The organism is Bradyrhizobium sp. I71 (genome assembly GCF_022354745.1).
GTDB classification, from domain to species: Bacteria; Pseudomonadota; Alphaproteobacteria; order Rhizobiales; family Xanthobacteraceae; genus Bradyrhizobium; species Bradyrhizobium liaoningense.
Genome location: NZ_CP059398.1, coordinates 2,401,803 through 2,427,594, shown reverse-complemented (window position 1 = coordinate 2,427,594; position 25,792 = coordinate 2,401,803). Strand labels below are relative to the sequence as shown.

The window sequence follows — 25,792 nt, the reverse complement described above, 5'->3', positions numbered from 1 at the left end:
CACCCTGCCCCTCCAGGCAGGGCAATCGCATATGATGTGCAGAATGCAGCGGCATCGGCAGTGGGCTCCCTCCCCCGCTTGCGGGGGAGGGTTGGGGAGAGGGTGTCTCCGCGCTGGGCCTATTGAGATTAACTGAGGACGTCCCTGTGCGGCGAGAGCCCTCACCCGCCGCGCTCCGCGAGCGCGTCGGCCTCTCCCGCAAGCGGGAGAGGCGGAGCAAGCCTGCAGACAGTCCCCGTGTCATTCATATGCGATAGCCCTGCCCCTCCAGGGGAGGAGACAAGCCTACTCCGCCGTCTGCCCCCTCAGCTCCGCGACGTCCTTCGCCGTCAGCTTCGAGCCCTTCGTCCCGAACCGCGCCGTGACATAGTTCGCCACCGCCGCGATCTCGTCGTCCGTGTAGGCGTTGCCGAACGCTGGCATCGACAGCGCGCCGTCGGGCGTGTGGCGCTTGGTGCCCGAGAGCACGATCTGCGCGACGTTGGTGGCGGCGGGGTCGTTGACGGCCCAGGTGCCGGTGAGCGTTGCCATCGGCGAGACCGGGCTCTCGCCGCTCCAGCCGTGGCAGCTGGCGCAGGCGCTGGCGAACACCTGCTTGCCGCGGGCGTCCGCCGTGACGCCCTCGCGGTGCGAGGCGGGGGCGACCGGTGCCGTGGTGGCGGGCAGGTCGGGCGAGGGCAGCGGCGGCACGCTGCGCAGGTAAGCAACGATGCTGCTGATGTCTTCGGGGGCGAGCTTGCTCAAGCTGTGGTCGACCGCCTCACCCATCGGACCCGAGGCCGAGCCATGACCCGGCGCATGGCCGAGCGACAGATACGAGATCAGATCCTGGTCGCTCCAGTTGCCGAGACCTGTCGCCTTGTCCGAGGAGATGTTGAAGGCGCGCCAGCCCGCCGTGATGGCGCCGGCGAACTTCCTGCGGTTGTCCAGCGCGAAGCCGAGATTGCGCGGGGTGTGGCACTCGCCGCAATGCGCCAGCGCCTCCGCAAGATACGCGCCTCTGTTCCACTCAGGGCTCTTCGAGGTGTCGGGCGCAAAGCGCGTGTCCGGATTGAACACGGCCGACCAGAACATCATCGCCCAGCGCTGGTTGAACGGGAACGACAGCGTGTTGTCGGGCGCCTTGGCGCGCACCGCCGGCAGGCTGAACAGATAGGCCTTCACCGCCAGCACGTCCTCGTCCGTCATGAAGGTGTAGGACGTATAGGGCATCGCGGGATAGAGCCGCGCGCCGTCACGGCGCTTGCCGTGCTGGACCGCGTTCAGGAAATCCTGGTCGCTGTAATTGCCAATGCCGGTGTCCTTGTCCGGCGTGATGTTGGTCGAATAGAGCGTGCCGAACGGCAGCTTGAAGGCAAGCCCGCCGGAATACTCCTTCTCGCCCGGCTTGGTGTGGCACACCATGCAGTCGGCGGCCTTGGTGAGATATTCGCCGCGCTCGACGATGCCGGCTTTCTCCAGCTTCGCCGGCACGCCGGTCGGCTTGCCCGCGCGGTAATCCGCCAGCGCCACTTTCGTGCCGCCGGCGAAGTCGAGCGGGCCGGGCCCGCGGATGATGAAGACGCCGACTGCTGCCGCGACGATGGCGATCGCGACGACGCTTGTGAGGATACGCATCTTGCCGCTCATGCCTTCTTCCCCGCAGCCAGCAGTGTCCGATCGATCGGCAGGCGCCGCAGCGCCACGCCGGTTGCGGCATAAATCGCATTGCGCAGCGCCGGCGGTCCGGCCGTCGTGCCGGTCTCGCCAATTCCGCCGGGTGCCTCGCCGCTCTTGACGACGTGAACCTCGATCTTCGGCGTCTGGTTGATCCGCAACATCCGGTAGTCATTGAAGTTGGATTGCTGGACGCGCCCCTTCTCGATGGTGATCTCGCCATAGAGCGCGGCGGTCAGGCCGAAGATCAGCCCGCCCTCGACCTGAGCCACGATGGTATCCGGATTGACGGCGATGCCGGTATCCACCACCGAGGTCGCACGGCGCAGATTGATCTCGCCTTGCTCGTCGACCTCAGCCTCCACGACGGTTGCAATGAAACTCCCGAACGACGGCTGCAAGCACACCCCGCGTCCGACGCGCGCGGGCAAGGGTTGACCCCAATTGGCTTTCTCTGCCGCGAGATTGAGGACGGACAGGAAACGCGGCTGATTGGCCAGCATGCCACGGCGAAACTCGACCGGGTCCTTGCCCGCCTTGCGCGCCAGTTCGTCGATGAAGCATTCGACCGCAAACACGTTGTTGTTGGGGCCGACCCCGCGCCAGAACCCCGTTGGTATCGCCGGCGGTTCGGCCCGCACATATTCGACGTGGACATTCGGGATCTCGTAGGGCACGTCGGTGGCGCTATCGATCGCATCGATATCGATGCCCTTCTGGAACGCCGGCGGCAGCCAGCGCGCGATGATCGCAGCGCCGGTGATCTTGTATTTCCAGCCGACGATCTTGCCACCGGACAGGCTCGCTGCGATCGTGTCGCGATACACGGGACGATAGATATCGTGCTGAATGTCTTCCTCGCGGGTCCATACCACCTTGACCGGCCCGTCGACCTGTTTGGCGATGCGAACGGCCGCGACCACCATGTCGGGCTCGAGCTTGCGGCCGAAGCCGCCGCCCAGCAGGTGGTTGTTGACGATCACCTTCTCGACCGGAAGCCCGGCGGCCTTCGCCGCCTCGGACTGCACACGCGCCATGATCTGCGTTCCGGTCCAGATCTCGCATGAATCGGGCTTGCAATGCACCGTGGCGTTCAACGGCTCCATCGTTGCGTGGGCGAGAAACGGCAGCTCGAACGAAGCTTCGAATTTTTCGCCGCTCGCGAGACCCTTGGCGATGTCGCCGGTTGATTTGGCGACCACGCCGTCCTTTGCGCTGGCGGCGCGCAAATCGTCCCAGATCGCTTTCGAATTGATCTTTGCGTTCGCTCCCTCGTTCCACTCGATGTCGAGCGCGTCCAGGCCTTTTTTCGCCGCCCACATGTGATCGCCAACGACGGCGACGAGGTCGTCGAGCACGACGATCTTTCGCACGCCCGGAATCTGCTTCGCGGCACGGTCATCGACCTTGCCGACCTTGCCGCCGAACACCGGGCACTGCGCCAGCGTCGCGAATTTCATGTCCGGCACGATGGCGTCGATGCCGTAGACGGCCTTGCCGTTGACCTTGTCGGGGGTGTCGAGCCGCTTGAACGGCTGGCCGATATAAACGAAATCCTTGGGGTCCTTGAGCGTGGGAGTCTTGGGCGGCGTCTGGCCTGCTGCGGCGGCGGCCAGCGCACCGTAGGAGACGGTCCGACCGCTCGCCTTGTGGGTCACCTCGCCTTTCGATGTCGTGCAACTGGCGGGATCGACGCCCCATTGTGCAGCCGCGGCCTGCACCAGCATGGCGCGCGCGCTGGCGCCGGCTTCACGTAGCGGCTTCCAGAACGCCCTGACCGATGTCGAGCCTCCGGTCGCCTGAATGATGAAAATGGGATTGCCGTACAGTTTCTCGTTGGCGGGTGCGTGCAGCAATTGGACCTTTGACCAGTCGGCGTCGAGCTCCTCTGCCAGGATCATCGAGATCGCGGTATAGATTCCTTGTCCCATCTCGACTTGCGGCATCACCAGCGTCGTCGCACCTTCCGGGTCGATCCGGATGAAGGCATTCGGCGCGAACTTGCCGTCGGTCTTGTCCTCCGGCTGCACCGGCTCGTTGACGGCGGCGCGCAGCGGCAGGTGGAAGGCGAGCAGGAATCCGGTGGCGAGGCCGCCGGTCAGAAGCGCGCGGCGGGAGACGTTGTTATGTGCGTTCATGGCGGACCTCAGGACTGACGGCCGTTGGCGGCCTGCTTGATGGCCTCGCGGATGCGCACATAGGTGCCGCAGCGGCAGATGTTGCCGGCCATCGCGGCGTCGATGTCGGAATCGTCGGGGTTCGGCGTTGCCGCCAGCAGCGCGGCGGCCGACATGATCTGGCCGGACTGGCAGTAACCGCACTGGATCACTTCGGCATCGAGCCAGGCCTTCTGCACCTTCGCGCCCGCAGGCGTGCTGCCGACGTGCTCGATGGTGGTGACAGCGCGGTTCGCGACCGCGCTGACCGGCAGCACGCAGGAGCGCACCGCCTTGCCGTCGACATGCACCGTGCAGGCGCCACATTGCGCGATGCCGCAGCCGAACTTGGTGCCGGTCATTCCGAGGATGTCGCGCAGCACCCACAGCAGCGGCATTTCCGGTGGCGCGTCGAACGATTTCGTTTCGCCGTTGATGGTGAGAACAGTTGCCATATGCATTCCCTTGCTCGGCGATCGCGTGCGGCGATCACGTCGACGAATTTTGCGCGACCATAATCATACCGATGCGAAACGATGAAGCGTCGAAATTTCCGGCAATGCATATTTGCGCGAACGAGGCGTGAGGCCATGACATTCACGAATTTGTGCGACGATCGCTGCAAAGTTTTTGGGCCAATTGATATGATAATCGTCATGTTTTGACCCATTTTCGTCGCGTGCGACATCGGCCGCCGCAGATGATCGTGCGAACGCGCAAAATCATGCAAAGACGAAACTCGTGCGATTGGGAAAGTGGGGCGGCGGGGAACGGCCGACATTGTTGTGCCCTCTCCCCTTGTGGGAGAGGGCGGCGACGTCAGTCAACGCGAATACGTTTGGGGTGAGGGGTCTCTATCCGCGTAGGACCCTCGTCATTATCGAGCAGTTCTGCCCGCGGAGACAGACCCCTCATCCGGCGCTTCGCGCCACCTTCTCCCACAAGGGGAGAAGGGAAGAGGGGGTCAATTTCGGAATAGTCGCATTATGCCCCTGTTTTGCCTGACGGGTCAAGTGTGGGGCGCATCCCGCCCAGCACTCGAATCATCTCCACGTGGGGGAAGAGGTGACCCGCGACCAGGTCTGATTTGATCGCCCTCTTGGCGCACGCCTAAGCCATTGATTCCGCACAACCCGGCTACTGTGCATGGGGTTGTTTTCGAACTTTTTGTTTTGGCGAGAACGGAGCGCGGTCGCGCAGCAACCGTCAGCTCTGCCGAAAGCCCATCCGGAAGGCGCCCCAATGTTTGCCGCGGACCACGATCGGCGAGGACAGATCCTTCATCAGCACGAACTGCCCGCCGCCCATGTCGCGGCGGTAGGTCTGCAGCAGGAACGGCTTCGTGTTGCCTGCGACCTTCTTCACCGTGCGGTCGGTGAACAGGCGGCGGTTGCGGCAGTTGGCGTTGTTCCAGACCGGGTCCTTGCCCTGCGGCAGCCGGTAGTTCGGATTGTGGGTCGGCAGATAGCCGCCCCTGGCCCAGGCGACGCAGAACACGATGCGGGGATCGGATTTCTGGATCGGGTCCTGGATCGCGGGCAGCACGCGGTCGGTGAACTCGACGTAGTCGGTGAGGTACTGTCTTGGATCGGTGCCGGGGATCTCGCGGTAGTTCTCGTCCATGAGCTGGTCGAGCGTGATCTCGCCGCGATCGATCGCAGCTTCGAACTCCGCCGAAATCCGCTTCGCGGTGTCGACGACGACGCGGATCAGCGGCGCGTCCGACGTCTCCACGCCGCTGTCGGCGATCAGCGCGATCAGACCTTCGGAGGCGTCGAGCAGCTTCGCCACCCGCTCGTCGGCGTTCTTGAGATCGCGCGAGGACAGGTCGACGCCCCTGGCGAGCTCGTTGAGCTCGCTGATGACGGTGTCGCAATGTCCGAGATTGGAGGTCGCCGCGCGCGTGACGCTGCCGATCTCCGCCTCCACGGAGGCAAAGCCCTGCTGGACGCGTGAGATGATGCCGGAGATCGCTTGCGCGCCTTCGCCGGCGGTCTTGGCGCGCTGCGAAGCGTCGCTGCTCTCGCCGATCAGGCCTTCGATCTGGCCGTCGAGATCGCGCACGGTGTCGGAGATCTGGTGCGTGGCCTGGCGGGTGGCTTCCGCGAGGTTCTTGACCTCGCTCGCGACCACCGCGAAGCCGCGGCCGGCATTGCCGGCGCGCGCCGCTTCGATGGTTGCGTTCAGCGCCAGCAGATTGGTCTGCTTCGCGATCGCCTCGATCGAGCCGGAGACCTTCGCCACCTGCGCCAGTGCCGAGCCGACGGCGCTGAGGCGCGCCTCGATCCGCTCCACGGCTGCGACCAGCTCGGAGATATGGCTGACCGCGGTGTCGACGGCGCTGCGCGATTGCGCGATCTCGCCGACTGCCGCGGACGTCGTCGTCTGCACGGCCTGCGATGCGTTGGCGATGTCGTGGTTGGCCGACACCATCGTCTCGGCCGTCTTCTGCAGGTGGTGGAAGCGTTCCGACTGGTTCGCGACGCGGCTTGCGACCTCCTGGACGTTGCCGGCGATGTCGGCGAGTTCCACGCCGAGCCCGCCGATGCGGTCGGCGAGCTGGTCGATCAGCCGCTCGGCGAGGGTGCGGTTGGAGCCGGTGTCCATGACGGCAAGGTGTGCGACGGACATGTTCGATGAGTCCTCCAGTCAGAGCCGTTCACCGGCTCACGGCGGCATTCCCATTCCAAATTCGACCTTAGAGGATGATTCGCCGCGGCCGTCTTGCCTGAGCGTGCACTACAGCTTGTAGGCAGTGCGAAATCCGCCCCAGTGCCGGCCTTGCACGCGGATCGGGACGTCGATCTCGCGCATCATCACCGTGTTGCCGTTGCCCATGTCCCGCGCATAGCTCTGGACCAGGTACGAGCGCAGGTTGCGCGCGGCAGCGAGCCCCGCCGGATCGTTGAACATCCGCCGGTTGCGGCTGTTGGCCGTGTTCCAGGCGACGTCGCCGGGCCGCTGCGTGTGCGAATAGATCTTGTTGTGGACCGGCAGGAAGCCGTTGCGGTCGACCATGGCGCAGAACGCCATCCGCGGCTCCCTCGCCAGAAAGGCTTCCTGGAACGGCGGCAGGGCGCGGTCGGCCCAGTCCAGATATTTCGTGCGGAATTGCTGCGGATTGGTGCCCGCAATTTCCACGTAGTCCGTGTCGAACAGGTCCTCCAGCTTGACCTCGCCGCGCGCGACCGCCTGCTCGAATATCTTGGTCAGCGCATTGCCCGCCTCCATGGCACGGGTGACCAGCTCCGTGTTCTCCTCATGGATCGACCAGAGCTTGTCCTCGATCTTCTCGTTGAGCGCGGCGCTGGCACCAACGAATTGCGCGCGGGCGCCTGCCTTGGATTGCTCGACCACGCGCAGGCGGCAGGCGCCGATGTCTTCGAGGGTGCCTTCGATCATCGCTTGCGGTGCAAGCCTGGCTGCATCCGCGCCGCCGATCAGAACGCCGTCCATCGCGATTTCGTAGACCGGCATGACCCCGCGCGTGGTCTCGAACCTGAGATGGCAGGGCAGCCGCTCGGTCTTGCGGCGGTCGGCGTGCTCGCTCTGGCCGAGCAGCACGGCGCAGCGCGATTTCAGCTTTTGAGCAAAAGTGGTAACGGCCTTGCCGGCGCTGGCGACGCTCTCGCCATGGGTCTCGGCCGCCTTGGTCGCGGCATCGATCTCGGCCGCGCTCTCGCCGACCGAGATGATGAACTCCGAGGCGCTGGCGGCATTTCCGGAAACTTCGCTGGTCGTGGCGTTCTGCTCGGCGACCGCGCCGTTGACGGTGTCGAACACCGGGCGGATCGCCTCGATCGCCTGCGAAATGCGGTGCACGGCATCGGCAGAGCCGGCGGCGTCGCGCTGGAGCGCGTCGATCTTCCTGGTGATCTCTTCCGTCGCGCCCTGGGTCTGCACCGCGAGCGCCTTGACCTCGGTGGCGACGACCGCAAAGCCTCTGCCCGCATCGCCGGCGCGTGCGGCCTCGATGGTGGAGTTGAGCGCGAGCAGCGTCGTCTGCCGCGCGATCTGCGCGATCAGATTGACGACATTGCCGATGGCGGCGGAGGATTCGCGCAGGCGCTCGACATTGGCGCGGGCTTCCTGCGCCGCGGCGCTGGCCTCGTCGGCGAGCTTGCCGGCATTGCGGACCTGCGCGCCGATCCCTTGCGCGGACTGGGTGAACTTGTCGGCGGCATGGGCGAAGGTGGAGGCGGTCGACTGCGCCGCGTTGGTCCGGCCGGTCAGGGCGTCGGTGCGGTCGCGAATGGCGGCAAGCGTCGCGGCGGTCGCCTCGGCGCCGCCGGCCACCGAATTGGCGGCGCGTTCGAGCTGGCGGATCATCGCGCCCAGCTCGAGTTCCAGCAGTTCCAGGATTTCCCGGGCCGAATCACTTTCGGCGGCCGGCGCGGTCGCGGAATGGGCCGCCGGCTGCGGAGCCTCCAGGGCTGTCGCAGGCGCAGCCGGGTCCGGCAGACGCTTCCGAAATAATCCGAACGCCATCGGGCCTCTCTTGTCGGAGAACGGTCGGGCGCTATTTTCGCAGTCCGGAATGAAATCAGGGTTAACGGTGCCTGACCTCTAGGCACGGGCGAGTACGGTGTTACCTTAAAGTCGTAGAGCCTCTTTCATTCCGGTGGGTTGGCGGCCTATAAGGCCGCGCTTCCCACGCTCACCTTGGCGCACGATTCCTTAACGAGACCACGCATGGCCGGACATTCCCAATTCAAGAACATCATGCACCGCAAGGGGCGGCAGGATGCCCAGAAGTCGAAACTGTTCGGCAAGCTGGCGCGGGAAATCACCGTCGCGGCCAAGCTCGGCACGCCCGACCCCGCCATGAACCCGCGCCTGCGCGCCGCCGTGATCGCCGCGCGCCAGGAGAACATGCCGAAGGACAACATCGAGCGCGCCATCAAGAAGGCGCTCGGCAGCGATGGCGAGAACTATGACGAGATCCGCTACGAGGGCTACGGCCCCGGCGGCGTCGCCGTCATCGTCGAGGCGCTGACCGACAACCGCAACCGCGCCGCTTCCGACATTCGCTCCTTCTTCACCAAGTCCGGCGGCAATCTCGGCGAAACCGGCTCGGTGTCCTTCATGTTCGACCGCACCGGCGTCATCGAATATGACCGCAGCGTCGCCTCCGACGACGCCATGCTGGATGCCGCGATCGAGGCCGGCGCCGACGACGTGGTCTCGGGCGAGAACGGCCACGAGATCTACGCCTCGACCGAAGGCTACCGCGACGTCGCCAAGGCGCTGGAAGCCAAGTTCGGCGAGCCGCGCAAGGCCGCGCTGATCTGGAAGCCGCAGAACACGGTCACCGTCGATGACGAGACCGGCGAGAAGCTGCTCAAGCTGATGGACCTGCTCAACGAGCACGACGACGTGCAGCAGGTCTACGCCAATTTCGAGATATCGGACGCGCTGGTCGCGAAGATGGGCGGGTAGGGCTCGCGTGTCCCGGACGCGCTGCAGCGTGAAACGCTGCTGCGCAGAGCCGGGACCCATCGTTCTCCGGGTCCAGACGCCTTCTGGGCCCCGGTTCAGCGTCGCGGCACTGCGTGCCGCGCTACGCCCGGGGCACGAGACCGCCTTTCCCCTGTTACTTCCGTTCTGTTTCTGTTTCCCCCGCGGCGGCCAGCCGCTATCACTGGCCCATGACCGCGCTCCCGATTCGTGGCCCCGTTCGCATCATCGGCATCGACCCCGGCCTGCGCCGCACCGGCTGGGGCGTGATCGAGGCCGAAGGCAATCGCCTGATCTACGTCGCCTGCGGTTCGGTGGAGCCGCCGGACGATCTGCCGCTGTCGAGCCGCCTGCTCGCGATCCATGAAGGGCTCGCGGCCGTTCTCTCCAACCACCAGCCGATGGAAGCGGCGGTCGAGCAGACCTTCGTCAACAAGGACGGCGTTGCCACGCTGAAGCTCGGCCAGGCCCGCGGCGTCGCCATGCTGGCGCCCGCAATGTTCGGCATCTCTGTCGCCGAATATGCGCCGAACCAGGTCAAGAAGACCGTGGTCGGCGCCGGTCACGCCGACAAGCAACAGATCGCGATGATGCTGAAGATATTGCTGCCCAAGGCCGAGCCGCCGTCCGCGGACGCCGCCGACGCGCTCGCCATCGCCATCACTCACGCCCATCACCGCCAGAGCACGGCGCTGCGGCTGAAGGTGGCGGGTCTCTAATGCGCGTTGTGAGGCACAGATGAGCCGCATGGACGGTGTGCTCCCTCCCCCCTTGTCGGGGAGGGTCGGGGAGAGGGGTAGCCGCAGCGGCGGTGCCGCCGTCATTGACGAGCCTGGCGCGCAGTCCTCACGCCTTCGAGACAATCCCCGTGTGGCACCCCCCTCCCTGACCCTCCCCCACAAGGGGGGAGGGAACGGACAGATGATGCCGTGCGTCCTTCAAGCGATGGGTGCGCAGCGATGATCGGCAAGCTCAAGGGCCTGATCGATTCCTACGGCGAGGATTTCGTCATCCTCGACGTCGGCGGCGTCGGCTACCAGGTGCACTGCTCCTCGCGCACGCTGCAGCATCTGCCCTCGCCCGGCGAAGCCGCCGTGCTGTCGATCGAGACCTATGTCCGCGAGGACCAGATCAAGCTGTTCGGCTTCCGCACCGACCAGGAGCGCGAATGGTTTCGCCTGCTCCAGACCGTGCAGGGCGTCGGCGCCAAGGTCGCGCTCGCCGTGCTCGGCACGCTGGCGCCGGCCGATCTCGCCAATGCCATTGCGCTGCGCGACAAGGCCGCGGTGGCACGCACGCCCGGCGTCGGCCCCAAGGTCGCCGAGCGCATCGTCACCGAGTTGAAGGACAAGGCGCCGGCCTTTGCCAATGTCGATCCCGCCGTCGTGCATCTCGCCGGCGCCGTCGACGACCAGCGCGCGCCGCGCCCGGTGGCGGATGCGATCTCCGCGCTGGTCAATCTCGGCTACGGCCAGCCGCAGGCCGCCGCCGCCATTGCATCGGCGTCGCGTAGTGCGGGCGAGAATGCCGAGACCGCGCAGCTCATTCGTCTTGGCCTGAAGGAGCTCGCGAAGTGAGCGATCCCAAGGCCAGCCGCATGGTCACTCCCGAGCGCCGCAGCGACGATGTCGGCGATACCGCGCTGCGTCCGCAATCGCTGTCCGATTTCGTCGGCCAGCAGCAGGCGCGCAAGAACCTGTCGATCTTCATCGAGGCGGCGCGCAAGCGCGGCGAGGCGCTGGATCACGTGCTGTTCGTCGGGCCGCCCGGCCTCGGCAAGACCACGCTGGCGCAGATCGTGGCCAAGGAGCTCGGCGTCGGCTTTCGCGCCACCTCGGGGCCTGTCATCGCCAAGGCCGGCGATCTCGCCGCCCTCCTCACCAATCTCGAAGAGCGCGACGTGCTCTTCATCGACGAGATCCATCGCCTCAGCCCGGCCGTGGAAGAAGTGCTCTATCCCGCGATGGAGGATTTTCAGCTCGACCTCATCATCGGTGAGGGGCCCGCCGCGCGCTCGGTGAAGATCGAGCTGTCCAAGTTCACGCTCGTCGGCGCCACCACGCGCGCAGGCCTTTTGACCAATCCGCTGCGCGACCGCTTCGGCATCCCGGTGCGGCTGAATTTCTACACGATCGAGGAGTTGGAGAGCATCGTCAGCCGCGGCGCGCGCGTGCTCAATGTCGGCATGAGCGCGGACGGCGCCAACGAGATCGCGCGCCGGGCCCGTGGCACGCCGCGCATCGCCGGCCGCCTGCTGCGGCGCGTCCGCGATTTCGCCTCGGCGGCCGATGCCGCCACGATCGACCGCAAGATCGCCGACCACGCGCTGAGCGCGCTCGAGGTCGACGCCGCCGGCCTAGACGCCATGGACCGCCGCTATCTCACGACCATCGCGCTCAACTATGGCGGCGGCCCGGTCGGTGTCGAGACCATGGCCGCCGCGCTGTCCGAGCCGCGCGATGCGATCGAGGACATCATCGAGCCCTATCTGATCCAGTGCGGCTATCTGCAGCGCACTCCGCGCGGCCGGCTGCTCACCTCGCACGCCTTCCGCCATCTCGGTCTCGCCGAGCCCAGCCGCGATCCGTCTCAGTTCGGCCTGTTCGGCACCGATCCGTCCGAAGACGACTGACTGCCGCAACCGGTGAACCCGCCGGTTCAATCCCATTACTAATCCGATGTGCGGCGCACGGCATCGCCGCTCTCGCACACGGATTGGAGTAGGAAGAATGGGGCTGACGGGCGACGCTGGATTGCTCGAGGTCATCGCGGCTGCGCCGCAGCTGCAGACGCCTGATGAGACGGAGGCGTTCCTGGACCCGATGCCGCTCGGCGAGCTGGCGTCGATGTGGTGCGCGCTTCAACGCGTCAGCCGGCGCGACCAGGTCGGCAGCATCTGGGCCTTGAAACTCTATTTCGACCGTCTGCCGCACCGCCGGCCGCAACAGGCGCTCGATCTCGTGCTGGAGGTGCTCAAGTCCGAGGCCGACAAGCCGACCGTGATGCAGCTCAACGACAAGTTCCTGCTGTCGCTGCTCTACGCACACGGCGAGGAGGTGATCGCGCGCATCGAGCACGAGGCCGGGCACAATGACCGGTTGCGCTGGCTGCTCGGTGGCGTGCATGTCGATCCCGACGACCCCTTGATGTCGCGTATTGCAGGACTTGCCGACAGCAAGGCCTGGCAGGCCGATCATCTGGCGCAGCGCACGCCGCGCGAGCCGCTCGATTTCGCCAACATGTCGACCGCCAGGCTCGCGCGCGCCTGGGTCGAGCAATATTCCAGATCCGAGCGCGACCGGGACGACAATCTGTTCGCGATCATGGATTTCGAGCGAGACCTGCGCGAGGACGATCCCGATAGAATGATCGATCTGATCCTGGAAATCCTGAAGATCGAGGCCAATCCGGTGTTGCTGTCGCTGCTGGCAGCAGGTCCCCTCGAAGATGTGATCAGCGCCGGCACGATCGACCGCATCGAGCGCGAGGCGCGTGTCAATGAACGTTTTCGCGATCTGCTCGGCGGTGTCTGGTACTACCGGGTGTCGGACGAATTGAAGACGCGGCTGGATGCGCTGGTTGGCGAAAGCCATTGGTGATGCCCGTGCAGGCGTCTGCACGAGGATGCAGACGATCTGCACGAGCGCATCCCAATTCTGCTTCAATCGCGTCGCATCGAGAAGCTGCATCAGAAACGGGCTTCCATGATCACGCGCCGTCATCTCATCCGTTCCATCGGCGGTCTGTCCGCCCTCGGCGTCTCGACGGCCGCCTATGGCGTCGGCGTCGAGCCGATGCTGCGGCTCCGCGTCACCCGCTATCATCCGACGCCGCGGCAATGGCCGGCGGATCTTCCGTTGAAGATCGCCGTCATCGCCGACCTCCATGCCTGCGATCCCTGGATGCCGCTCGACCGGGTCGAGGCCATCGTCGACCGCACCAACGCGCTGAACGCCGACCTCATCGTGCTGCTCGGCGACTATGTCGCCGGCCTGCATCAGGTCACGCGCATCATTCCGTGCAGCGAATGGGCACGCGTGCTGGCCGGCCTCAAGGCGCCGCTCGGGGTCCACGCCGTCATGGGCAACCACGACTATTGGGATGACAGGACGGTGCAGCGGGCCGGGCAGGGGCCGACCGTCGCGCACCGTGCACTGGAAGCGGCCGGCATCCCCGTCTACGAGAACGACGTCGTGCGCCTCACCAAGGACGGCCGCCCGTTCTGGCTCGCCGGTCTCGGCGATCAACTTGCGTTCCTGCCCGCGCGCCGGTTTCGCGGCATGGCGCGGTTCGGCGCTGACGATCTCAGTGCGACGCTCGCCAAGGTCACGGACGATGCGCCCATCATCCTGCTCGCGCATGAGCCCAACATCGCGCCGCGCGTGCCGGCGCGTGTCGCGCTGCAACTGTCCGGCCACACCCATGGCGGCCAGGTCCGCCTGCTCGGCTGGTCCCCCGCGGTGCCGCCGCAGGACGGCGTCCGCCTCGCCTATGGTCATGTCAGGCTGAAATGCGACGTCATCATCTCCGGTGGCCTCGGTTGCAGCATCATGCCGCTCCGCGTCGGGGTGCCGCCGGAGATCGTCGAGGTGAGGCTGGGGCGGGCCGCGCCGGTTGTGTCGTAACACGCTTGCGCGGACCGCGGTTTTTGCGCAAAACGGGCCGGCAGCGACAAGCGAAGAGGCTCACGACGTGACTGCCCATCTGGACGGCGAGATCCGCGACGGCCGCCACCACATGCAGGTCCGCGTCTATTACGAGGACACGGATTTCTCGGGGATCGTCTATCACGCCAACTATCTGCGCTACATGGAGCGCGGACGCACCAATCATCTGAGGCTGATGGGCGCCGAGCAGCAGGCGCTGTTCGAGCAGGTCGAGACGGAGGGCGCAGGCTTTGCCTTCGTCGTCCGCTCGATGCATCTGGATTTCCTCAAGCCCGCACGAATGGACGACGTGCTCGACGTCGTGACCTGGCCGGTCGCGGTGAAGGGTGCGTCCATCATGCTGGCGCAGGAGGTGCGGCGCGGCCACGACGTGCTGGTGAAGGCCGAGGTCCGCGTTGCCTTCATCAGCGGCGGTCGCGCCCAGCCGATTCCGAAGTCGATACGCACGCTGATGAAGGCCGATCTGATTTCGTGATCGCCCGATAAGTGATCGCCTGATTTGTGGTGGCCTATCGACTCCGCCAATCGGGGCGATAAATTCACGGCCCGACCAACCGATGAGGCCATCATGTCGCGCCCGCCGCTTCCACCCTTCACCCGCGAGACCGCTGCGCAAAAGGCCCGCATGGCCGAGGACGCCTGGAATTCACGCGATCCGGTCCGCGTGTCGCTCGCCTATACCGAGGACAGCCGCTGGCGCAATCGTTCCGAAGTCCTTCAGGGCCGCGAGGCCATCGTCGCGTTCCTCACCCGCAAATGGGAGAAGGAGCTGGACTACCGGCTGATCAAGGACCTCTGGGCCTTCGACGGCAACCGTATCGCGGTGCGCTTCCAGTACGAATGGCACGATGCCGGCGGCCAGTGGTATCGCTCCTACGGCAACGAGCAGTGGGAGTTCGATGAGCACGGCCTGATGAAGCGGCGCGAGGCCTCGATCAACGACATCGCGATCGCGGAGAAGGATCGCCGGTTTCACTGGCCGGCTCCGGGGCCAAGGCCTGCTGACGTAGCGGGCCTCGGGACCGATCCGTTCTAGAATTTTACAAGCGGTGCTCTTTCACCCTCTCCCCTTGTGGGAGAGGGTGGCTCGCCGCAAAGCGGCGAGACGGGTGAGGGGTCTCTCTCCGCGCACTCAATGACAGCGAACTCGCGGATGGATACCCCTCATCCGGCGCTTCGCGCCACCTTCTCCCACAAGGGGAGAAGGGAAGAACAGCGCACGGCGGGCTCCGCGGCTAGGGGCGCCTCGCCAGGAACCTCGTGATCGCGCCACCGAGCTTCGCATTGTCCAGCGGCTGCGCCAGCGATGCCCTCGCCGCCAAAACGACGTCATCTGGCGCCTTGCCGTCGCGCAGATCGCAACACACCTGCGCAAACTCCACATCGAATTCCGGATGCGACTGCACGGTCAGCGTCGTGCCGTTGGCGTAGAGCAGGCCGGCATGCGGGGTGAACTCGGACGACAGGATCGTCAGCGCGTCGCTCGGCGCCTCGATCACCTGGTCCTGATGCGAGCAGGGAACGGCGATTGTTTCGCCGTCGATCACGCCGTTCTCCGGCAGTACCTGATAGACGTGCCGGCCGATGCCCCAGCCCTTCTCCGATTTTCGAACAGTGCCGCCGAGCGCCTGTGCGATCAGCTGATGGCCGAAGCAGACGCCGACCATCGGTGTCTGGTTGACGTAAGCCTTGCGCACGAAATCCTCCAGCGGCGCCATCCAGTCCAGCGCGTCATAGACGCCGGCGGCCGCGCCGGTGATCAGGATGGCATCCACCTTGCGTGGGTCGGGGAGCGTATCGCCATTCGGGATGCTGACCACGTCGACCGTGGTTGTGGGGTCCGCAGCGCGCATCATGCGCGCGAACATGTCGGGAAACGAGCCGTGGCGTTCGCGATGCTCTTGAGGAACGAGCCCAGTCTCGATGATCGTGATGTGTGCCATGTGCGCCTCGGGTAGAAGGTTGCGCGTGTGATCGCAAGCTCAGTCGCTTTCTGCACCATGTTGCTGGTGCGGCGCTGTGCGCTCGAGCAGCGCGCTCTCCTTGCGGACCTCGTTGAGAAAGGCCTTGGCCAGACGCGACAGCGGCTCGGCTTCCGACCACAGCATATAGGCGACCGCCTGCGTCGTCGGCGTGAACGGACGGACGACGAGGCCGCTGCCGCCGTTCTGCCGCGGCGAGAACGGATCGACCACCGCAGCGCCGACGCCGGCGGCCGCGAGCACGCAGGCCGTGTTGCAGTAGCGCACCTCGACAGTCGGCCGGAACGGCGCACCGGCACGGGCAAAGCTGTCGCGCACGGCTTCGCCAAGCCGCGTGCCGCGCTCGAGCCCGATGAAGGGCAGGCCGGAAAGATCGGACGCGGATATCACCGGCCTGTCGGCGAGCGGATGCTGCGGCGGCACCACGCACACCATCTCGCCGGTATGCACCACCTCATGCGCGATACCGGGATGATGCGTCAGCCCGAGGGCGAAGCCGAGCTCGGCGACGTGGCTGAGCACGCCTTCGATGATACCCTCGTAGCGACGCACGTCGAAGAACACGCGCGTCTCCGGGCGACGGTGCAGGAAGCCTGACAGCGCGGAAGGGATGATGCTGTAGGCGAGCGGCGGGGTCGCCACGATGGCGAGATGCCCGGAGCGGTTCTCGCGCAGATCGCGCACGCGGTTCTCGAGCTTTGCGTGCAAGGCGAAGATCGCTTCGCTCTCCTTGTACAGCGCCATTGCTTCGGCGGTCGGAAACAGCCGGTTGTTGACGCGCTCGAACAGCGCGAAGCCGGCCTGCGCTTCCATCGTCTTCAGCGCGTTGCTCACCGCGGGCTGCGACAGCGCCAGCTCGTCCGCCGCCGCAACCGTGGTGCGGTGGCGGATGACCGCACGCAGAATCTCGAGCTGACGCAGGTTCATATCACTGCCGATTATACTCAGGGCCAAAACATCATAGCAAAGCGAATTGATTTTGCAGCCCCGCTCGCCCGTAATGGCAGCGGATTTGCGCGTCGCATCAAAGGGTTCATGCGCCCATTGAGGCAGCACTGCGCACAGATTGGAGGCAAACTTGGTTCGTGTCCTTCGCGCCGCCGCCGCTCAGATGGGGCCGACGCAAAAAGCCGATACGCGCGAGCATACGCTGTCGCGCATGCTCGACATGCTGGAGGAGGCGGCCGGCCGCGGTGCGAGCCTCGTGGTGTTTCCCGAGCTTGCCTTCACCACCTTCTTCCCGCGCTGGCTGCTCGAAGGCGAGGTTCTCGACCAGTATTTCGAGCGCAGCATGCCGAACCCGGCGGTGGCAAGGCTGTTCGAGCGGGCGCGTGCGCTGCGCGTGGGCTTCTATGTCGGCTATGCCGAGAAGACGCCGGACGGCCGGCGCTACAACTGCTCTATCCTGGTCGATCGCGACGGTGAGATTCTCGGCCGCTACCGCAAGGTGCATCTTCCCGGGTCGGTCGAGCCGCGTCCGGGCGCGCGCTACCAGCAGCTTGAGAAGCGCTATTTCGAATATGGCGATCTCGGCTTTCCCGCCTTCCGCGCCGGCTCGTCCTGGGCCCACGCCATCATGGGCATGATGATCTGCAACGATCGGCGCTGGCCGGAATCCTGGCGCGTGCTCGGCCTGCAAGGCGTCGAGCTCGTCTGCATCGGCTACAATTCGGCGGCTTATGATCCAAACGGTGGCACCACCGAAGACGGCGCCTTGCGCACCTTCCACTCGACGCTGGTGACGCAGGCCAACGCCTACATGAACGCGACCTGGGCGATCTCGGTGGCCAAGGCGGGCGAGGAGGATGGCTCCGGGCTGATCGGCGGCTCCTGCATCGTCGATCCCAACGGCCGCATCGTCGCGCAGGCCCAGACGCTCGCGGACGAAGTGATCGTCGCCGACATCGACCTCGACCTCTGCCGCCAGGGCAAGGACAAGATGTTCAATTTCGCCGCCCACCGGCGGCCCGAGCAGTACAGGGTGATCACCGAGCGCGCCGGCGTCATCGAGCCGGCCGTTCTCGACGCAGATTGATTTCAAACGGCCGATCGAGGCGTTGGCAAAGGAGCTGACATGACACGCCTCTCGCATTTGCTTGCCTTCGCAGCGTTGGCTGCCGTGACGTCGGCGCAGGCGGCCGAGCTTCCGGCGGAGATCAAGCAGGCCGGCACGCTGAAGCTCACGGTCAATTCCACCTACGCGCCGATGGAATATCGCGATCCCGCGACCGACGAGCTGGTCGGGCTCGATATCGATCTCGCTAAAGAGCTCGCCAAGCGGCTTGGCGGACTCAAAATCGTCTGGAGCGAGACGCCGTTCGCCGAGTTGATCCCCTCGCTCCAGACCAAGCGCGCCGATTTCATCATCTCCGGTATCTCCGATCGCGCCTCGCGGCGCGAGACTGCCGATTTCGTCGACTACCTCGCAACCGGCCCGCAGTTCTTCGTGATGGCGGAGAGCGGGGCCAAGGATGCGACCGATCTCTGCGGCAAGAAGGTCGGTACCACCCGCAGCACCAGCTTCCCGGTCGAGATCGAGAAGTGGAGCAAGCAGAATTGCGAGCCGGCCGGCAAGCCGGCGATCCAATATGTTCCGGGCGAGAACTCGATCGACGTCCGCAACCAGCTCAAGCAGGGCCGCATCGACGCCGCCGTGCAGGGCAGCGAGACGCTGCCTTACGCGCAGACGCAGGAGGCTGGGAAATACCGCGTGGTCGGCGAGCCCTTTGCCAAAGGTTACCAGGGCATCATGTTCCGCAAGGACGATGCGGCCCTGCGCGAGGTCGTGACGGAGAAGCTCGCAGCGATGATCGCCGACGGCACCTACAAGGCCATTCTCGACAAATGGGGCTTAGGCGCCAACGCTGTCGCCCAGCCCATGCTGAACGCGGCGCCGCAATGAAGCCGGCTCCGGCACTCGCGGACGGATTTCCCGATCTGTCGGGAATGCAGATCGCGCGCGAGCCGCACTGGTTTCGCTGGTTCAGCGCGGCCCTGATCGTCCTCGTGCTGGCGGCGATTGCGCGTGCGTTCGCGGCCGGCCAGATCGAATGGTCCTATGTCGGCCGCTTTCTGACAGCAAAGGTCATTCTCGAAGGCATCGTCAACACCATGGTGATGGCGGTGCTGGCGATGGCGCTCGGCATCGTGCTCGGCATCGTCGTCGCGATCATGCGGCTGTCGCCCAATCCGGTGCTGAAGACGGTGGCGGCCGGCTACACCTGGCTGTTTCGCGGCACGCCGCTGATCCTGCAATTGCTGCTGTGGTTCAATCTCGCGCTGGTGTTCCCGACCATCGGCATCCCCGGCCTGTGGTCCGCACGCGCCGTCGACGTCATGACGCCATTCCTCGCCGCCTTGCTTGGGCTCGGCATCAACCAGGGCGCCTACACCTCCGAAGTGATGCGCGCCGGCATGCTGTCGGTCGATATCGGGCAATATGAAGCGGCGCAGGCGATCGGCATGGGGCGGCTGCGCGCGCTGCGGCGGATCGTGCTGCCGCAGGCGATGCGCGTGGTGATTCCGCCGCTCGGCAACGAGTTCATCGGCATGGTGAAGGCGACCTCGCTCGCGAGCGTGATCCAGTATCCCGAACTGCTGCACAACGCCGAGAACATCTACTACGCCAATTCCCGCGTCATCGAGCTCCTGATCGTCGCCGGGCTCTGGTACCTGCTCGTGGTCTCGATCCTGACCCCGCTCCAGATGCTGCTCGAACGCCGCTTTGCGCGCGGCACATTGCGGCTTGCGCGATGACAAGACCCCTCGTCGCGATCCGCTCCGTCAGCAAGGATTTCGGGGAGTTCCAGGCTCTCAAGAACGTCTCGCTCGACGTCTGGCCCGGCGAGGTGATGTGCCTGATCGGCGCCTCCGGCTCCGGCAAGACCACGCTGCTGCGCTGCATCAACCAGCTCGCCACGATCGATGCCGGCGGCATCTGGCTCGACGGCGAGCTGCTGGGCGTGCGCGAGCAGGACGGACGGCTGCGTCGGCTCACCGAGCGCGAGATCGGCCGGCAGCGGCTGAAGACCGGCATGGTGTTCCAGCGCTTCAACCTGTTTCCGCACAAGACTGCGCTGGAGAACATCACCGAGGGCCCGACCCAGGTTCAGGGGCGTAAAGCCGATGAGGTGCGCGCGGAAGCGATCGAGCTGCTCCGTCGCGTCGGACTGTCCGCGAAGGCTGACTGGTATCCGGCACAACTCTCCGGCGGTCAGCAGCAGCGCGTTGCGATTGCGCGGGCGCTCGCCATGAAGCCGATGCTGATGCTGTTCGACGAGCCGACCAGCGCGCTCGATCCAGAACTCGTCGGCGAGGTGCTCGCGGTGATGAAGGAACTGGCGAAGAGCGGCATGACCATGATGGTGGTCACGCACGAGCTCGGCTTCGCGCGCGAGGTCGCCGACCGCGTCGTCTACATGGACCAGGGCGCGATCGTCGAGCATGGGCGTGCGTCCGACGTGTTGGGTGCGCCGCGCGAGGAGCGCACCAAGGCATTTCTTTCGGCTGTGATCTGAAACAGGGGGCGTGGTGATGAAGAGACTTTTGGTTGCGACGGCATTCCTGGGCGCCATGCATGCGTCGGCGATGGCGGCTGAATTGCCGCCGGAGATCGCCAAGCGCGGCAGCCTCAAGGTCGCGCTGGTGCCGAACTATCCGCCGATGGAGTTCCGCGATCCCGCCACCAACGCTCTGTCCGGCTTCGACATCGATCTCGGCGAAGCCATCGGCCGCAAGCTCGGCGTCAAGATCGAATGGCAGGAGACGAGCTTTGCCGAATTCATGCCGTCGATCTCGACCGGGCGGGTGGACGCCATCCTGTCCGGCTTCACGGACTATGCCAGCCGGCACGAGGTCGCGTCCTTCGTCGATTACTTGCGAAGCGGTCCGCAGTTCTTCGTGCAGGCATCGCGCAAGGCCGAGTTCAAGGATGCGTTAGCGCTCTGCGGCAAGAAGGTCGGCGCCAGCCGCCGCACCATGTTCCCGGCGCAGATCGCGGTCTGGAGCGAGAAGAATTGCGGCGGCAATCCGATCCAGTTTGTCGGCACCGACGGCTCGGCCGATGCGCGCACCCAGCTCAGGCAGGGCCGCATCGATGCCGCCGCCCAGGGCAACGAGACGCTGCCCTACATCATGGACCTCGAGCCCGGCACCTACGCGACGGTGGGCGAGCCCATCGCGCAGCAATTCACCGGCATTGCCCTGCCGGCAAAAGAGAAGGCACTGCAGCAGGCCATGCTCGAAGCGGTCGACGCGCTGATCGCTGACGGCACCTACAAGACCCTGCTCGCCAAATGGAAACTGACTGACAACGCACTCGAAAAGGCGATTATCAATGCTGGACAGTAAGGCACTCCGGAGCATCCCGCTCGTTCCGGCCAACACTGCGGATCCCGCGCCGGAATATCCCTGGCCCAAGCCGTTCACGTCCGCGATGTTCCTGTCGTTCGACGTCGACGCGGAGAGCGCCTGGACCAGCAAGGACGCGATGCATGCGCAGCGGCTCATCACCATGAGCTATGGCGGCTTTGAGGCGCGCGTCGGCACGCCGAAGCTGCTGGAGCTGCTCGACCAGCTCGATCTCAAGGCGACGTTCTTCGTCACGGGCTGGTCGGTCGATGCGCATCCGGCGATGGCCGAATCCATCCTCAAGGCCGGCCACGAGATCGGCCATCACGGCTACTACCATCTGCTGCCCGATCCCGGCGATCCCTGGATCGAGGAGGAACTGGAGCGCGGCTTCGAGGTGCTGAAGCGCCGGCTCGGCGTCAGGCCGACCGGCTATCGCGCGCCCTACGGCGAGTTCACCGAGGAGCTGCGCGTCGCGTTGGTGCGCCACGGCATCGTCTACACGTCCTCGTTCCGCGACGACGTCAGGCCCTATCGCCATCGTCTCGCCGACGGCAAGCCGGGCACGATCGAGCTGCCGGTGACGGCGAGCTATGACGACTGGATGCACGGCCTGTCCGCCCGTTTCAGCCCGCGTTCGATCTTCCCGAAAGAGCATGTGCTCTCGATGTGGAGGGACGAGCTCGACGAAGTCCGCGACTGGGGCGCGATGGTCACGACGGTGCTGCATCCGCAATGCAGTGGCCGTCCGATGCGGCTGCGTCTGCTGCGCGAGTTCCTGACCTACGCTAGGTCGTGCCCGGATGTCTGGATCACGACCGGCGAGAAGATCGCGGAAAACTTCCTGCGCCACGAGGCCGGCAACCGTTGACCCGCATCCTCGTCATCAACCCGAACTCCTCCGCGTCGGTGACGGCGGCGATCGACGACGCGGTCGCGCCGTTGCGTATAACCGGCGGACCTGAGATCGAGGTGGTTGGCCTTGCCGAGGGGCCGCCGGGCATCAGCTCGCAGCGCGATGCCGACAGCGTCGTCATGCCGCTGGTGACCCGCGTCACGCGCGACGATGCCAATGCCTTCGTGCTCGCCTGCTTCAGCGATCCCGGCCTGCATGCGGTGCGCGAGGCGGCCGGCGGGCGCCCGGTGCTGGGTATCGCCGAATGCGGCATCTTTCGCGCGCTGATGCTGGGCGAACGTTTTGGCGTCATCGCGCTGTCGCCGTCGAGCATCCGCCGCCAGCAGCGCATGGTGCGAGTCACGGGCGTTGACAGCCGCTATGCCGGGAGCTGGTCGGTCGGCGCGAGCGCGGCGGAGACGGCCGGTGCGGATATCCGTGGTCGCCTGATCGAAGCCGGCCATGCCCTGGTCACGCAATGCCGCGCCGACGTCGTTGTGATGGGCTGCGCCGGCATGGCCTCGCACCGTGCGGCGATTGCGGAAGCGATCGGCGTGCCCGTGATCGAACCGGCGCAGCAGGCCGTCGCGGCCGCGTTGGGCGCGGTGCTGTTGAACCACTGAACGAATGCATCTGTCCCTTTAGGAGCTCCTCGCAATGTCCATCTCCCGCCGCTCGCTCCTCAAGGCCGCCGCAGCCATGCCGGCGCTGTCGCTGCCGGGTGTCGTACGCGCCGAAGCGCAGAGCACCTTGCGCTTCATTCCCGTCATCGATCTTGCTTTCGTCGACCCGATCTACTCCACCGCGCAGGTGTCGCGAAACCACGGCTTCATGGTTTACGACACGCTCTATGGCATGAGCTCGTCGCTCCAGGTCTCGCCGCAGATGCTGTCGGGCCATGTCGTCTCCGCTGAAGGGCTGCAATGGGATCTCACATTGCGCGACGGTCTGTTCTGGCACGACGGCGAGCGCGTGCTCGCGCGCGACTGCGTCGCCAGTATCCGCCGCTGGGCGGCCCGCGACGGCTTTGGCGGCGAGTTGTTGGAGGCGACGGCCGAACTGCTGGCTGCCGACGATCGCACCATCCGTTTTCGCCTCAAGCGCCCGTTCCCACTGCTGCCGCAGGCGCTCGGCAAGGCCGCGATCAATGCCTGCTTCATGATGCCGGAGCGGCTGGCGAGCCAGGATCCGTTCAAGCCGCTGACCGAAGTGGTCGGCAGCGGCCCGTTCCGCTATCTCGCCGACGAGCGCGTGCAGGGCGCCCGCAACGCCTATGCCAAATTCGAGCGCTATCAGCCGCGCACGGACGGCAGGCCGGATTGGACGGCGGGTCCGAAGATCGTGCATTACGACCGCGTGGTCTGGACCACCACGCCTGATGCCGGCACCGGCGTCGCCGCGCTCCAGACCGGCGAGCAGGATTGGCAGGAGACCACGCCGCATGATCTGTTGCCGGTGATCAAGGCTGCCGGCGACATCGAGACGCGTATCCTCGATCCCCGCGGCTACGCCTGCATGCTGCGCCTCAATCACCTGCAGCCGCCGTTTGACAATCCCGCCATCCGGCGCGCCCTGCTGGGCGCGATCGACCAGTCCGCGTTCATGACCGCGGTCGCCGGCACCGATCCGGCCTTTCAGGTCTCGCCGATCGGCTTCTTCGCGCCCGGTACGCCGATGGCGACCGACGTTGGCCTCGATGTGTTCCGTGGCCCGCGTGATTACGCCAAGGTGAAGGCCGATTTGAAAGCCGCCGGTTACAACGGCGAGAAGATCGTGGTGCTGGTTCCAACCAACTCGCTGGCGCAGAAGCCGCTTGGCGAGATCGCGGTTGATAGCTTGCGCAAGGCCGGCATGAACGTCGAATATGCCGGGCTCGATTTCGCCGTCGTGTTGCAGCGCCAGCTCAAGAAGGACCCGATCGGACAGGGCGGCTGGAGCGCGGCGGTCGGCAATTGGCAGGGCATCGACTGGCTCAACCCGGCCGGCAACACCAACATCCGCGGCGAAGGCAAGGTCGCCGGCTGGTACGCGAGCGAGAAGATGGGGCCGTTGCGCAGCCAATGGCTTGCGGCGTCCGAGCTCGCGGAGCAGCAACGCATCTGCCGCGAGATCCAGGCGGTCGCGTTCGAGGAAATCCCGTATATTCCGATCGGCCTGTACAAACAGCCGACCGCCTATCGCAAGGCCATCACCGGCATTCTCGACGGCACTGCCGTCTTCTGGAACGTACGCCCCGCATGAGCACCACGGTAATCTTCGGCAGCTATGTGCTGTCACGCAACAATGGCGCGCAGGACGTGTTGCGCGACCACTGGGTCCTGATCGAGGGCAGGAAGATCGCCGCGGTCACACGTGACAAGCCGCAGGCCGATCACGTCTACGATCGGCCCGGCCGCTTCGTGCTGCCGGGCCTCTTGAACCTCCACAATCACTGCTTCTCCGAGGCGGTCGCGCGCAGCCACACCGAAGACGGCAATGGCCGCCGCAACAACCAGAGCATCGTCTACACGGTGCTGCTGCCGCTGACCAAACGCGGCGCCGAGATCTTGTCGGCGGAAGAGCGGCTCGCGGTGGCGCGGCTCGGCATTCTCCAACTCCTGAAGGGTGGCGCCACCACGGTGATGGAGCCGTTCCGCAATTCGATTCCGGAAATGTTCGACGCGGCGGAGGAGATGGGCATCCGCTTCTACGGCGCGCCCTATCTGTTCTCCACATCCGACGCCAAAGCGGGCCCGGACGGTATCGTGCACTATTCCGGAGATGACGGCGCCAAGGACATGGCGACCTGGGATGCGCTCTACCAGCGTTGGCACAATCGCGGCGATGGTCGCATCAGCCTTGCGATGAGCCCGCACGCCACGGACACCTGCGGTCCTGATCTGCTGAAAGCATGCGCCACCCGGGCGCGCGAGCTCGGGGTGCCCATCACGACGCATATGGCTCAGAGCCGCGCCGAGGTCGAGACCATCGGCAAGCGCTATGGCGGCCGCACGCCGGCGCAATATCTGGACTGGCTCGGCCTGCTGGCGCCCGACTTCATGGCGGCACATTGCATGTTCAGCAGCGACGACGACCTTAAGCTGATGGCCGCGCGTGGCATGACCGTGCTGAACTGCCCGCGCGTCTTCGCGCGCGCCGGCATCACCGCTGCCTTCAGCCGCTTCGCCGAGCACGGTGTGCGCACCGTGGTCGGCACCGATGGCTACAACATGGACCTGCTCGGCGAACTCAATGCCGCCTCACTGATCTCAAAGATCACCTCGGCGCGTCCCGACGTCGCGAACTCACCGGAGCTGATCGAAGCGAACACGGCTGTCGCCGCCGATGTCATCAAGCGTCCGGATCTCGGGCGCATCGAGCCGGGCGCCACCGCCGATCTCACCGTTGTCGATCTCACCCATCCGCATCTTCAGCCGCTGTTCGATCCCCGCCGCGCGCTGATCGCGCTCGCCAACCGCGCCAATATCGATCAGGTCATGGTCGACGGTCGTGTGCTGATCGATGCCGGCCGCTATCTCGGCGCCGACGAAGCTGCGATCACGGCGGCCGGCACCGCCGCGATCGGCAAGATCTGGGACCTGCCGGAAGCGCAGGCCGCTTTCAACGGCTAAGAAGGTGCGCTCCCTCTCC

General features: G+C 65.8%; 24 protein-coding genes. 17 read left to right on the top strand and 7 right to left on the bottom strand.

Features of this window, described 5'->3' with window-relative positions; genetic code table 11:
- Window positions 1-285: 285 nt before the first annotated feature.
- From FJV43_RS11995 to FJV43_RS11975, 5 genes are all read right to left on the bottom strand, one after another.
- A complete protein-coding gene (locus tag FJV43_RS11995) occupies window positions 286-1,629 on the bottom strand; it encodes a cytochrome c (protein WP_239627217.1) in 1,344 nt (447 codons plus the stop codon).
- On the bottom strand, window positions 1,626-3,794 hold the full coding sequence (locus FJV43_RS11990; RefSeq protein WP_239627216.1) for a xanthine dehydrogenase family protein molybdopterin-binding subunit: 2,169 nt from the start codon (window positions 3,792-3,794) through the stop codon (window positions 1,626-1,628). The genes FJV43_RS11995 and FJV43_RS11990 overlap by 4 nt, the downstream gene beginning before the upstream one ends.
- A gap of 8 nt (window positions 3,795-3,802) precedes the next feature.
- Window positions 3,803-4,267 (bottom strand): (2Fe-2S)-binding protein, encoded by a 465-nt coding sequence (locus FJV43_RS11985; protein WP_239627214.1) that lies wholly within the window; start codon window positions 4,265-4,267, stop codon window positions 3,803-3,805.
- 751 nt (window positions 4,268-5,018) lie between these two features.
- On the bottom strand, window positions 5,019-6,443 hold the full coding sequence (locus tag FJV43_RS11980) for a methyl-accepting chemotaxis protein (protein ID WP_239627212.1): 1,425 nt from the start codon (window positions 6,441-6,443) through the stop codon (window positions 5,019-5,021).
- Window positions 6,444-6,551: 108 nt separating this feature from the next.
- Window positions 6,552-8,300: a methyl-accepting chemotaxis protein gene (locus FJV43_RS11975; protein WP_239627211.1), complete on the bottom strand. Its 1,749-nt coding sequence runs from the start codon at window positions 8,298-8,300 to the stop codon at window positions 6,552-6,554.
- Between the two features lie 204 nt (window positions 8,301-8,504).
- Here FJV43_RS11975 and FJV43_RS11970 point away from each other — a divergent pair, with 204 nt between their 5' ends.
- The 8 genes from FJV43_RS11970 (at window position 8,505) to FJV43_RS11935 (ending at window position 14,972) form a co-directional block, all read left to right on the top strand.
- On the top strand, window positions 8,505-9,251 hold the full coding sequence (locus tag FJV43_RS11970; protein ID WP_239627209.1) for a YebC/PmpR family DNA-binding transcriptional regulator: 747 nt from the start codon (window positions 8,505-8,507) through the stop codon (window positions 9,249-9,251).
- A gap of 209 nt (window positions 9,252-9,460) precedes the next feature.
- Entirely contained in the window at window positions 9,461-9,988 is a 528-nt protein-coding gene (ruvC, locus tag FJV43_RS11965) for a crossover junction endodeoxyribonuclease RuvC (protein WP_239627207.1), read from the top strand.
- Window positions 9,989-10,228: 240 nt separating this feature from the next.
- On the top strand, window positions 10,229-10,846 hold the full coding sequence (gene ruvA, locus FJV43_RS11960) for a Holliday junction branch migration protein RuvA (RefSeq protein WP_131871891.1): 618 nt from the start codon (window positions 10,229-10,231) through the stop codon (window positions 10,844-10,846).
- On the top strand, window positions 10,843-11,901 hold the full coding sequence (gene ruvB, locus FJV43_RS11955) for a Holliday junction branch migration DNA helicase RuvB (protein WP_239627205.1): 1,059 nt from the start codon (window positions 10,843-10,845) through the stop codon (window positions 11,899-11,901). The genes ruvA and ruvB overlap by 4 nt, the downstream gene beginning before the upstream one ends.
- A gap of 97 nt (window positions 11,902-11,998) precedes the next feature.
- Complete coding sequence (locus tag FJV43_RS11950) at window positions 11,999-12,868, top strand: DUF6869 domain-containing protein (RefSeq protein WP_239627203.1); 870 nt, start codon at window positions 11,999-12,001, stop codon at window positions 12,866-12,868.
- Between the two features lie 105 nt (window positions 12,869-12,973).
- On the top strand, window positions 12,974-13,894 hold the full coding sequence (locus tag FJV43_RS11945; RefSeq protein ID WP_239627201.1) for a metallophosphoesterase: 921 nt from the start codon (window positions 12,974-12,976) through the stop codon (window positions 13,892-13,894).
- 67 nt (window positions 13,895-13,961) lie between these two features.
- A complete protein-coding gene (gene ybgC / locus FJV43_RS11940; RefSeq protein ID WP_082822106.1) occupies window positions 13,962-14,411 on the top strand; it encodes a tol-pal system-associated acyl-CoA thioesterase in 450 nt (149 codons plus the stop codon).
- A gap of 93 nt (window positions 14,412-14,504) precedes the next feature.
- On the top strand, window positions 14,505-14,972 hold the full coding sequence (locus tag FJV43_RS11935; RefSeq protein WP_197969098.1) for a nuclear transport factor 2 family protein: 468 nt from the start codon (window positions 14,505-14,507) through the stop codon (window positions 14,970-14,972).
- A 199-nt stretch (window positions 14,973-15,171) separates the two neighbouring features.
- Here the strand turns inward: FJV43_RS11935 and FJV43_RS11930 are convergent, their stop codons facing one another.
- Complete coding sequence (locus FJV43_RS11930) at window positions 15,172-15,879, bottom strand: type 1 glutamine amidotransferase (protein ID WP_239627200.1); 708 nt, start codon at window positions 15,877-15,879, stop codon at window positions 15,172-15,174.
- Between the two features lie 39 nt (window positions 15,880-15,918).
- Window positions 15,919-16,845, bottom strand: a complete 927-nt coding sequence (locus tag FJV43_RS11925; RefSeq protein WP_239627198.1) for a LysR family transcriptional regulator — start codon at window positions 16,843-16,845, stop codon at window positions 15,919-15,921.
- A 184-nt stretch (window positions 16,846-17,029) separates the two neighbouring features.
- Here FJV43_RS11925 and FJV43_RS11920 point away from each other — a divergent pair, with 184 nt between their 5' ends.
- Genes FJV43_RS11920 through FJV43_RS11880 form a run of 9 tightly spaced genes read left to right on the top strand, consistent with a single transcriptional unit; the run spans window position 17,030 to window position 25,773 of the window.
- Complete coding sequence (locus FJV43_RS11920) at window positions 17,030-17,953, top strand: N-carbamoyl-D-amino-acid hydrolase (RefSeq protein ID WP_239629398.1); 924 nt, start codon at window positions 17,030-17,032, stop codon at window positions 17,951-17,953.
- Window positions 17,954-17,992: 39 nt separating this feature from the next.
- Window positions 17,993-18,820 (top strand): ABC transporter substrate-binding protein, encoded by an 828-nt coding sequence (locus FJV43_RS11915; protein ID WP_239627197.1) that lies wholly within the window; start codon window positions 17,993-17,995, stop codon window positions 18,818-18,820.
- Window positions 18,817-19,674 carry an amino acid ABC transporter permease gene (locus tag FJV43_RS11910; protein ID WP_239627195.1) on the top strand — a complete coding sequence of 286 codons (858 nt, stop codon included), beginning with the start codon at window positions 18,817-18,819 and terminating at the stop codon, window positions 19,672-19,674. Before FJV43_RS11915 ends, FJV43_RS11910 begins: the two co-directional genes overlap by 4 nt.
- Window positions 19,671-20,435, top strand: a complete 765-nt coding sequence (locus FJV43_RS11905) for an amino acid ABC transporter ATP-binding protein (RefSeq protein WP_239627193.1) — start codon at window positions 19,671-19,673, stop codon at window positions 20,433-20,435. The genes FJV43_RS11910 and FJV43_RS11905 overlap by 4 nt, the downstream gene beginning before the upstream one ends.
- A 16-nt stretch (window positions 20,436-20,451) precedes the next feature.
- Window positions 20,452-21,267, top strand: a complete 816-nt coding sequence (locus FJV43_RS11900; RefSeq protein ID WP_239627192.1) for an ABC transporter substrate-binding protein — start codon at window positions 20,452-20,454, stop codon at window positions 21,265-21,267.
- Window positions 21,254-22,138, top strand: coding sequence for a polysaccharide deacetylase (locus FJV43_RS11895; RefSeq protein ID WP_239627190.1), 885 nt, complete (start codon window positions 21,254-21,256; stop codon window positions 22,136-22,138). The genes FJV43_RS11900 and FJV43_RS11895 overlap by 14 nt, the downstream gene beginning before the upstream one ends.
- Complete coding sequence (locus FJV43_RS11890) at window positions 22,135-22,785, top strand: aspartate/glutamate racemase family protein (RefSeq protein ID WP_239627189.1); 651 nt, start codon at window positions 22,135-22,137, stop codon at window positions 22,783-22,785. The genes FJV43_RS11895 and FJV43_RS11890 overlap by 4 nt, the downstream gene beginning before the upstream one ends.
- Before the next feature lie 34 nt (window positions 22,786-22,819).
- Complete coding sequence (locus tag FJV43_RS11885; protein ID WP_239627187.1) at window positions 22,820-24,403, top strand: ABC transporter substrate-binding protein; 1,584 nt, start codon at window positions 22,820-22,822, stop codon at window positions 24,401-24,403.
- Entirely contained in the window at window positions 24,400-25,773 is a 1,374-nt protein-coding gene (locus FJV43_RS11880) for an amidohydrolase family protein (protein WP_239627186.1), read from the top strand. The genes FJV43_RS11885 and FJV43_RS11880 overlap by 4 nt, the downstream gene beginning before the upstream one ends.
- The last annotated feature ends 19 nt before the right edge of the window (window positions 25,774-25,792 follow it).

Excerpts from the sequence above, each read along its gene's own strand:
- FJV43_RS11990 (WP_239627216.1), bottom strand. The coding sequence starts at position 3,794 with ATGAACGCACATAACAACGTCTCCCGCCGCGCGCTTCTGACCGGCGGC.
- FJV43_RS11995 (WP_239627217.1), bottom strand. The coding sequence starts at position 1,629 with ATGAGCGGCAAGATGCGTATCCTCACAAGCGTCGTCGCGATCGCCATC.
- FJV43_RS11980 (WP_239627212.1), bottom strand. The coding sequence starts at position 6,443 with ATGTCCGTCGCACACCTTGCCGTCATGGACACCGGCTCCAACCGCACC.
- FJV43_RS11925 (WP_239627198.1), bottom strand. The coding sequence starts at position 16,845 with ATGAACCTGCGTCAGCTCGAGATTCTGCGTGCGGTCATCCGCCACCGC.
- FJV43_RS11895 (WP_239627190.1), top strand. The coding sequence starts at position 21,254 with ATGCTGGACAGTAAGGCACTCCGGAGCATCCCGCTCGTTCCGGCCAAC.
- FJV43_RS11915 (WP_239627197.1), top strand. The coding sequence starts at position 17,993 with ATGACACGCCTCTCGCATTTGCTTGCCTTCGCAGCGTTGGCTGCCGTG.
- FJV43_RS11885 (WP_239627187.1), top strand. The coding sequence starts at position 22,820 with ATGTCCATCTCCCGCCGCTCGCTCCTCAAGGCCGCCGCAGCCATGCCG.
- FJV43_RS11880 (WP_239627186.1), top strand. The coding sequence starts at position 24,400 with ATGAGCACCACGGTAATCTTCGGCAGCTATGTGCTGTCACGCAACAAT.
- FJV43_RS11985 (WP_239627214.1), bottom strand. The coding sequence starts at position 4,267 with ATGGCAACTGTTCTCACCATCAACGGCGAAACGAAATCGTTCGACGCG.
- FJV43_RS11910 (WP_239627195.1), top strand. The coding sequence starts at position 18,817 with ATGAAGCCGGCTCCGGCACTCGCGGACGGATTTCCCGATCTGTCGGGA.
- FJV43_RS11945 (WP_239627201.1), top strand. The coding sequence starts at position 12,974 with ATGATCACGCGCCGTCATCTCATCCGTTCCATCGGCGGTCTGTCCGCC.
- FJV43_RS11900 (WP_239627192.1), top strand. The coding sequence starts at position 20,452 with ATGAAGAGACTTTTGGTTGCGACGGCATTCCTGGGCGCCATGCATGCG.
- FJV43_RS11920 (WP_239629398.1), top strand. The coding sequence starts at position 17,030 with ATGGGGCCGACGCAAAAAGCCGATACGCGCGAGCATACGCTGTCGCGC.
- FJV43_RS11950 (WP_239627203.1), top strand. The coding sequence starts at position 11,999 with ATGGGGCTGACGGGCGACGCTGGATTGCTCGAGGTCATCGCGGCTGCG.
- FJV43_RS11905 (WP_239627193.1), top strand. The coding sequence starts at position 19,671 with ATGACAAGACCCCTCGTCGCGATCCGCTCCGTCAGCAAGGATTTCGGG.
- FJV43_RS11970 (WP_239627209.1), top strand. The coding sequence starts at position 8,505 with ATGGCCGGACATTCCCAATTCAAGAACATCATGCACCGCAAGGGGCGG.
- FJV43_RS11930 (WP_239627200.1), bottom strand. The coding sequence starts at position 15,879 with ATGGCACACATCACGATCATCGAGACTGGGCTCGTTCCTCAAGAGCAT.
- ruvC (WP_239627207.1), top strand. The coding sequence starts at position 9,461 with ATGACCGCGCTCCCGATTCGTGGCCCCGTTCGCATCATCGGCATCGAC.
- FJV43_RS11935 (WP_197969098.1), top strand. The coding sequence starts at position 14,505 with ATGTCGCGCCCGCCGCTTCCACCCTTCACCCGCGAGACCGCTGCGCAA.
- FJV43_RS11975 (WP_239627211.1), bottom strand. The coding sequence starts at position 8,300 with ATGGCGTTCGGATTATTTCGGAAGCGTCTGCCGGACCCGGCTGCGCCT.
- ruvA (WP_131871891.1), top strand. The coding sequence starts at position 10,229 with ATGATCGGCAAGCTCAAGGGCCTGATCGATTCCTACGGCGAGGATTTC.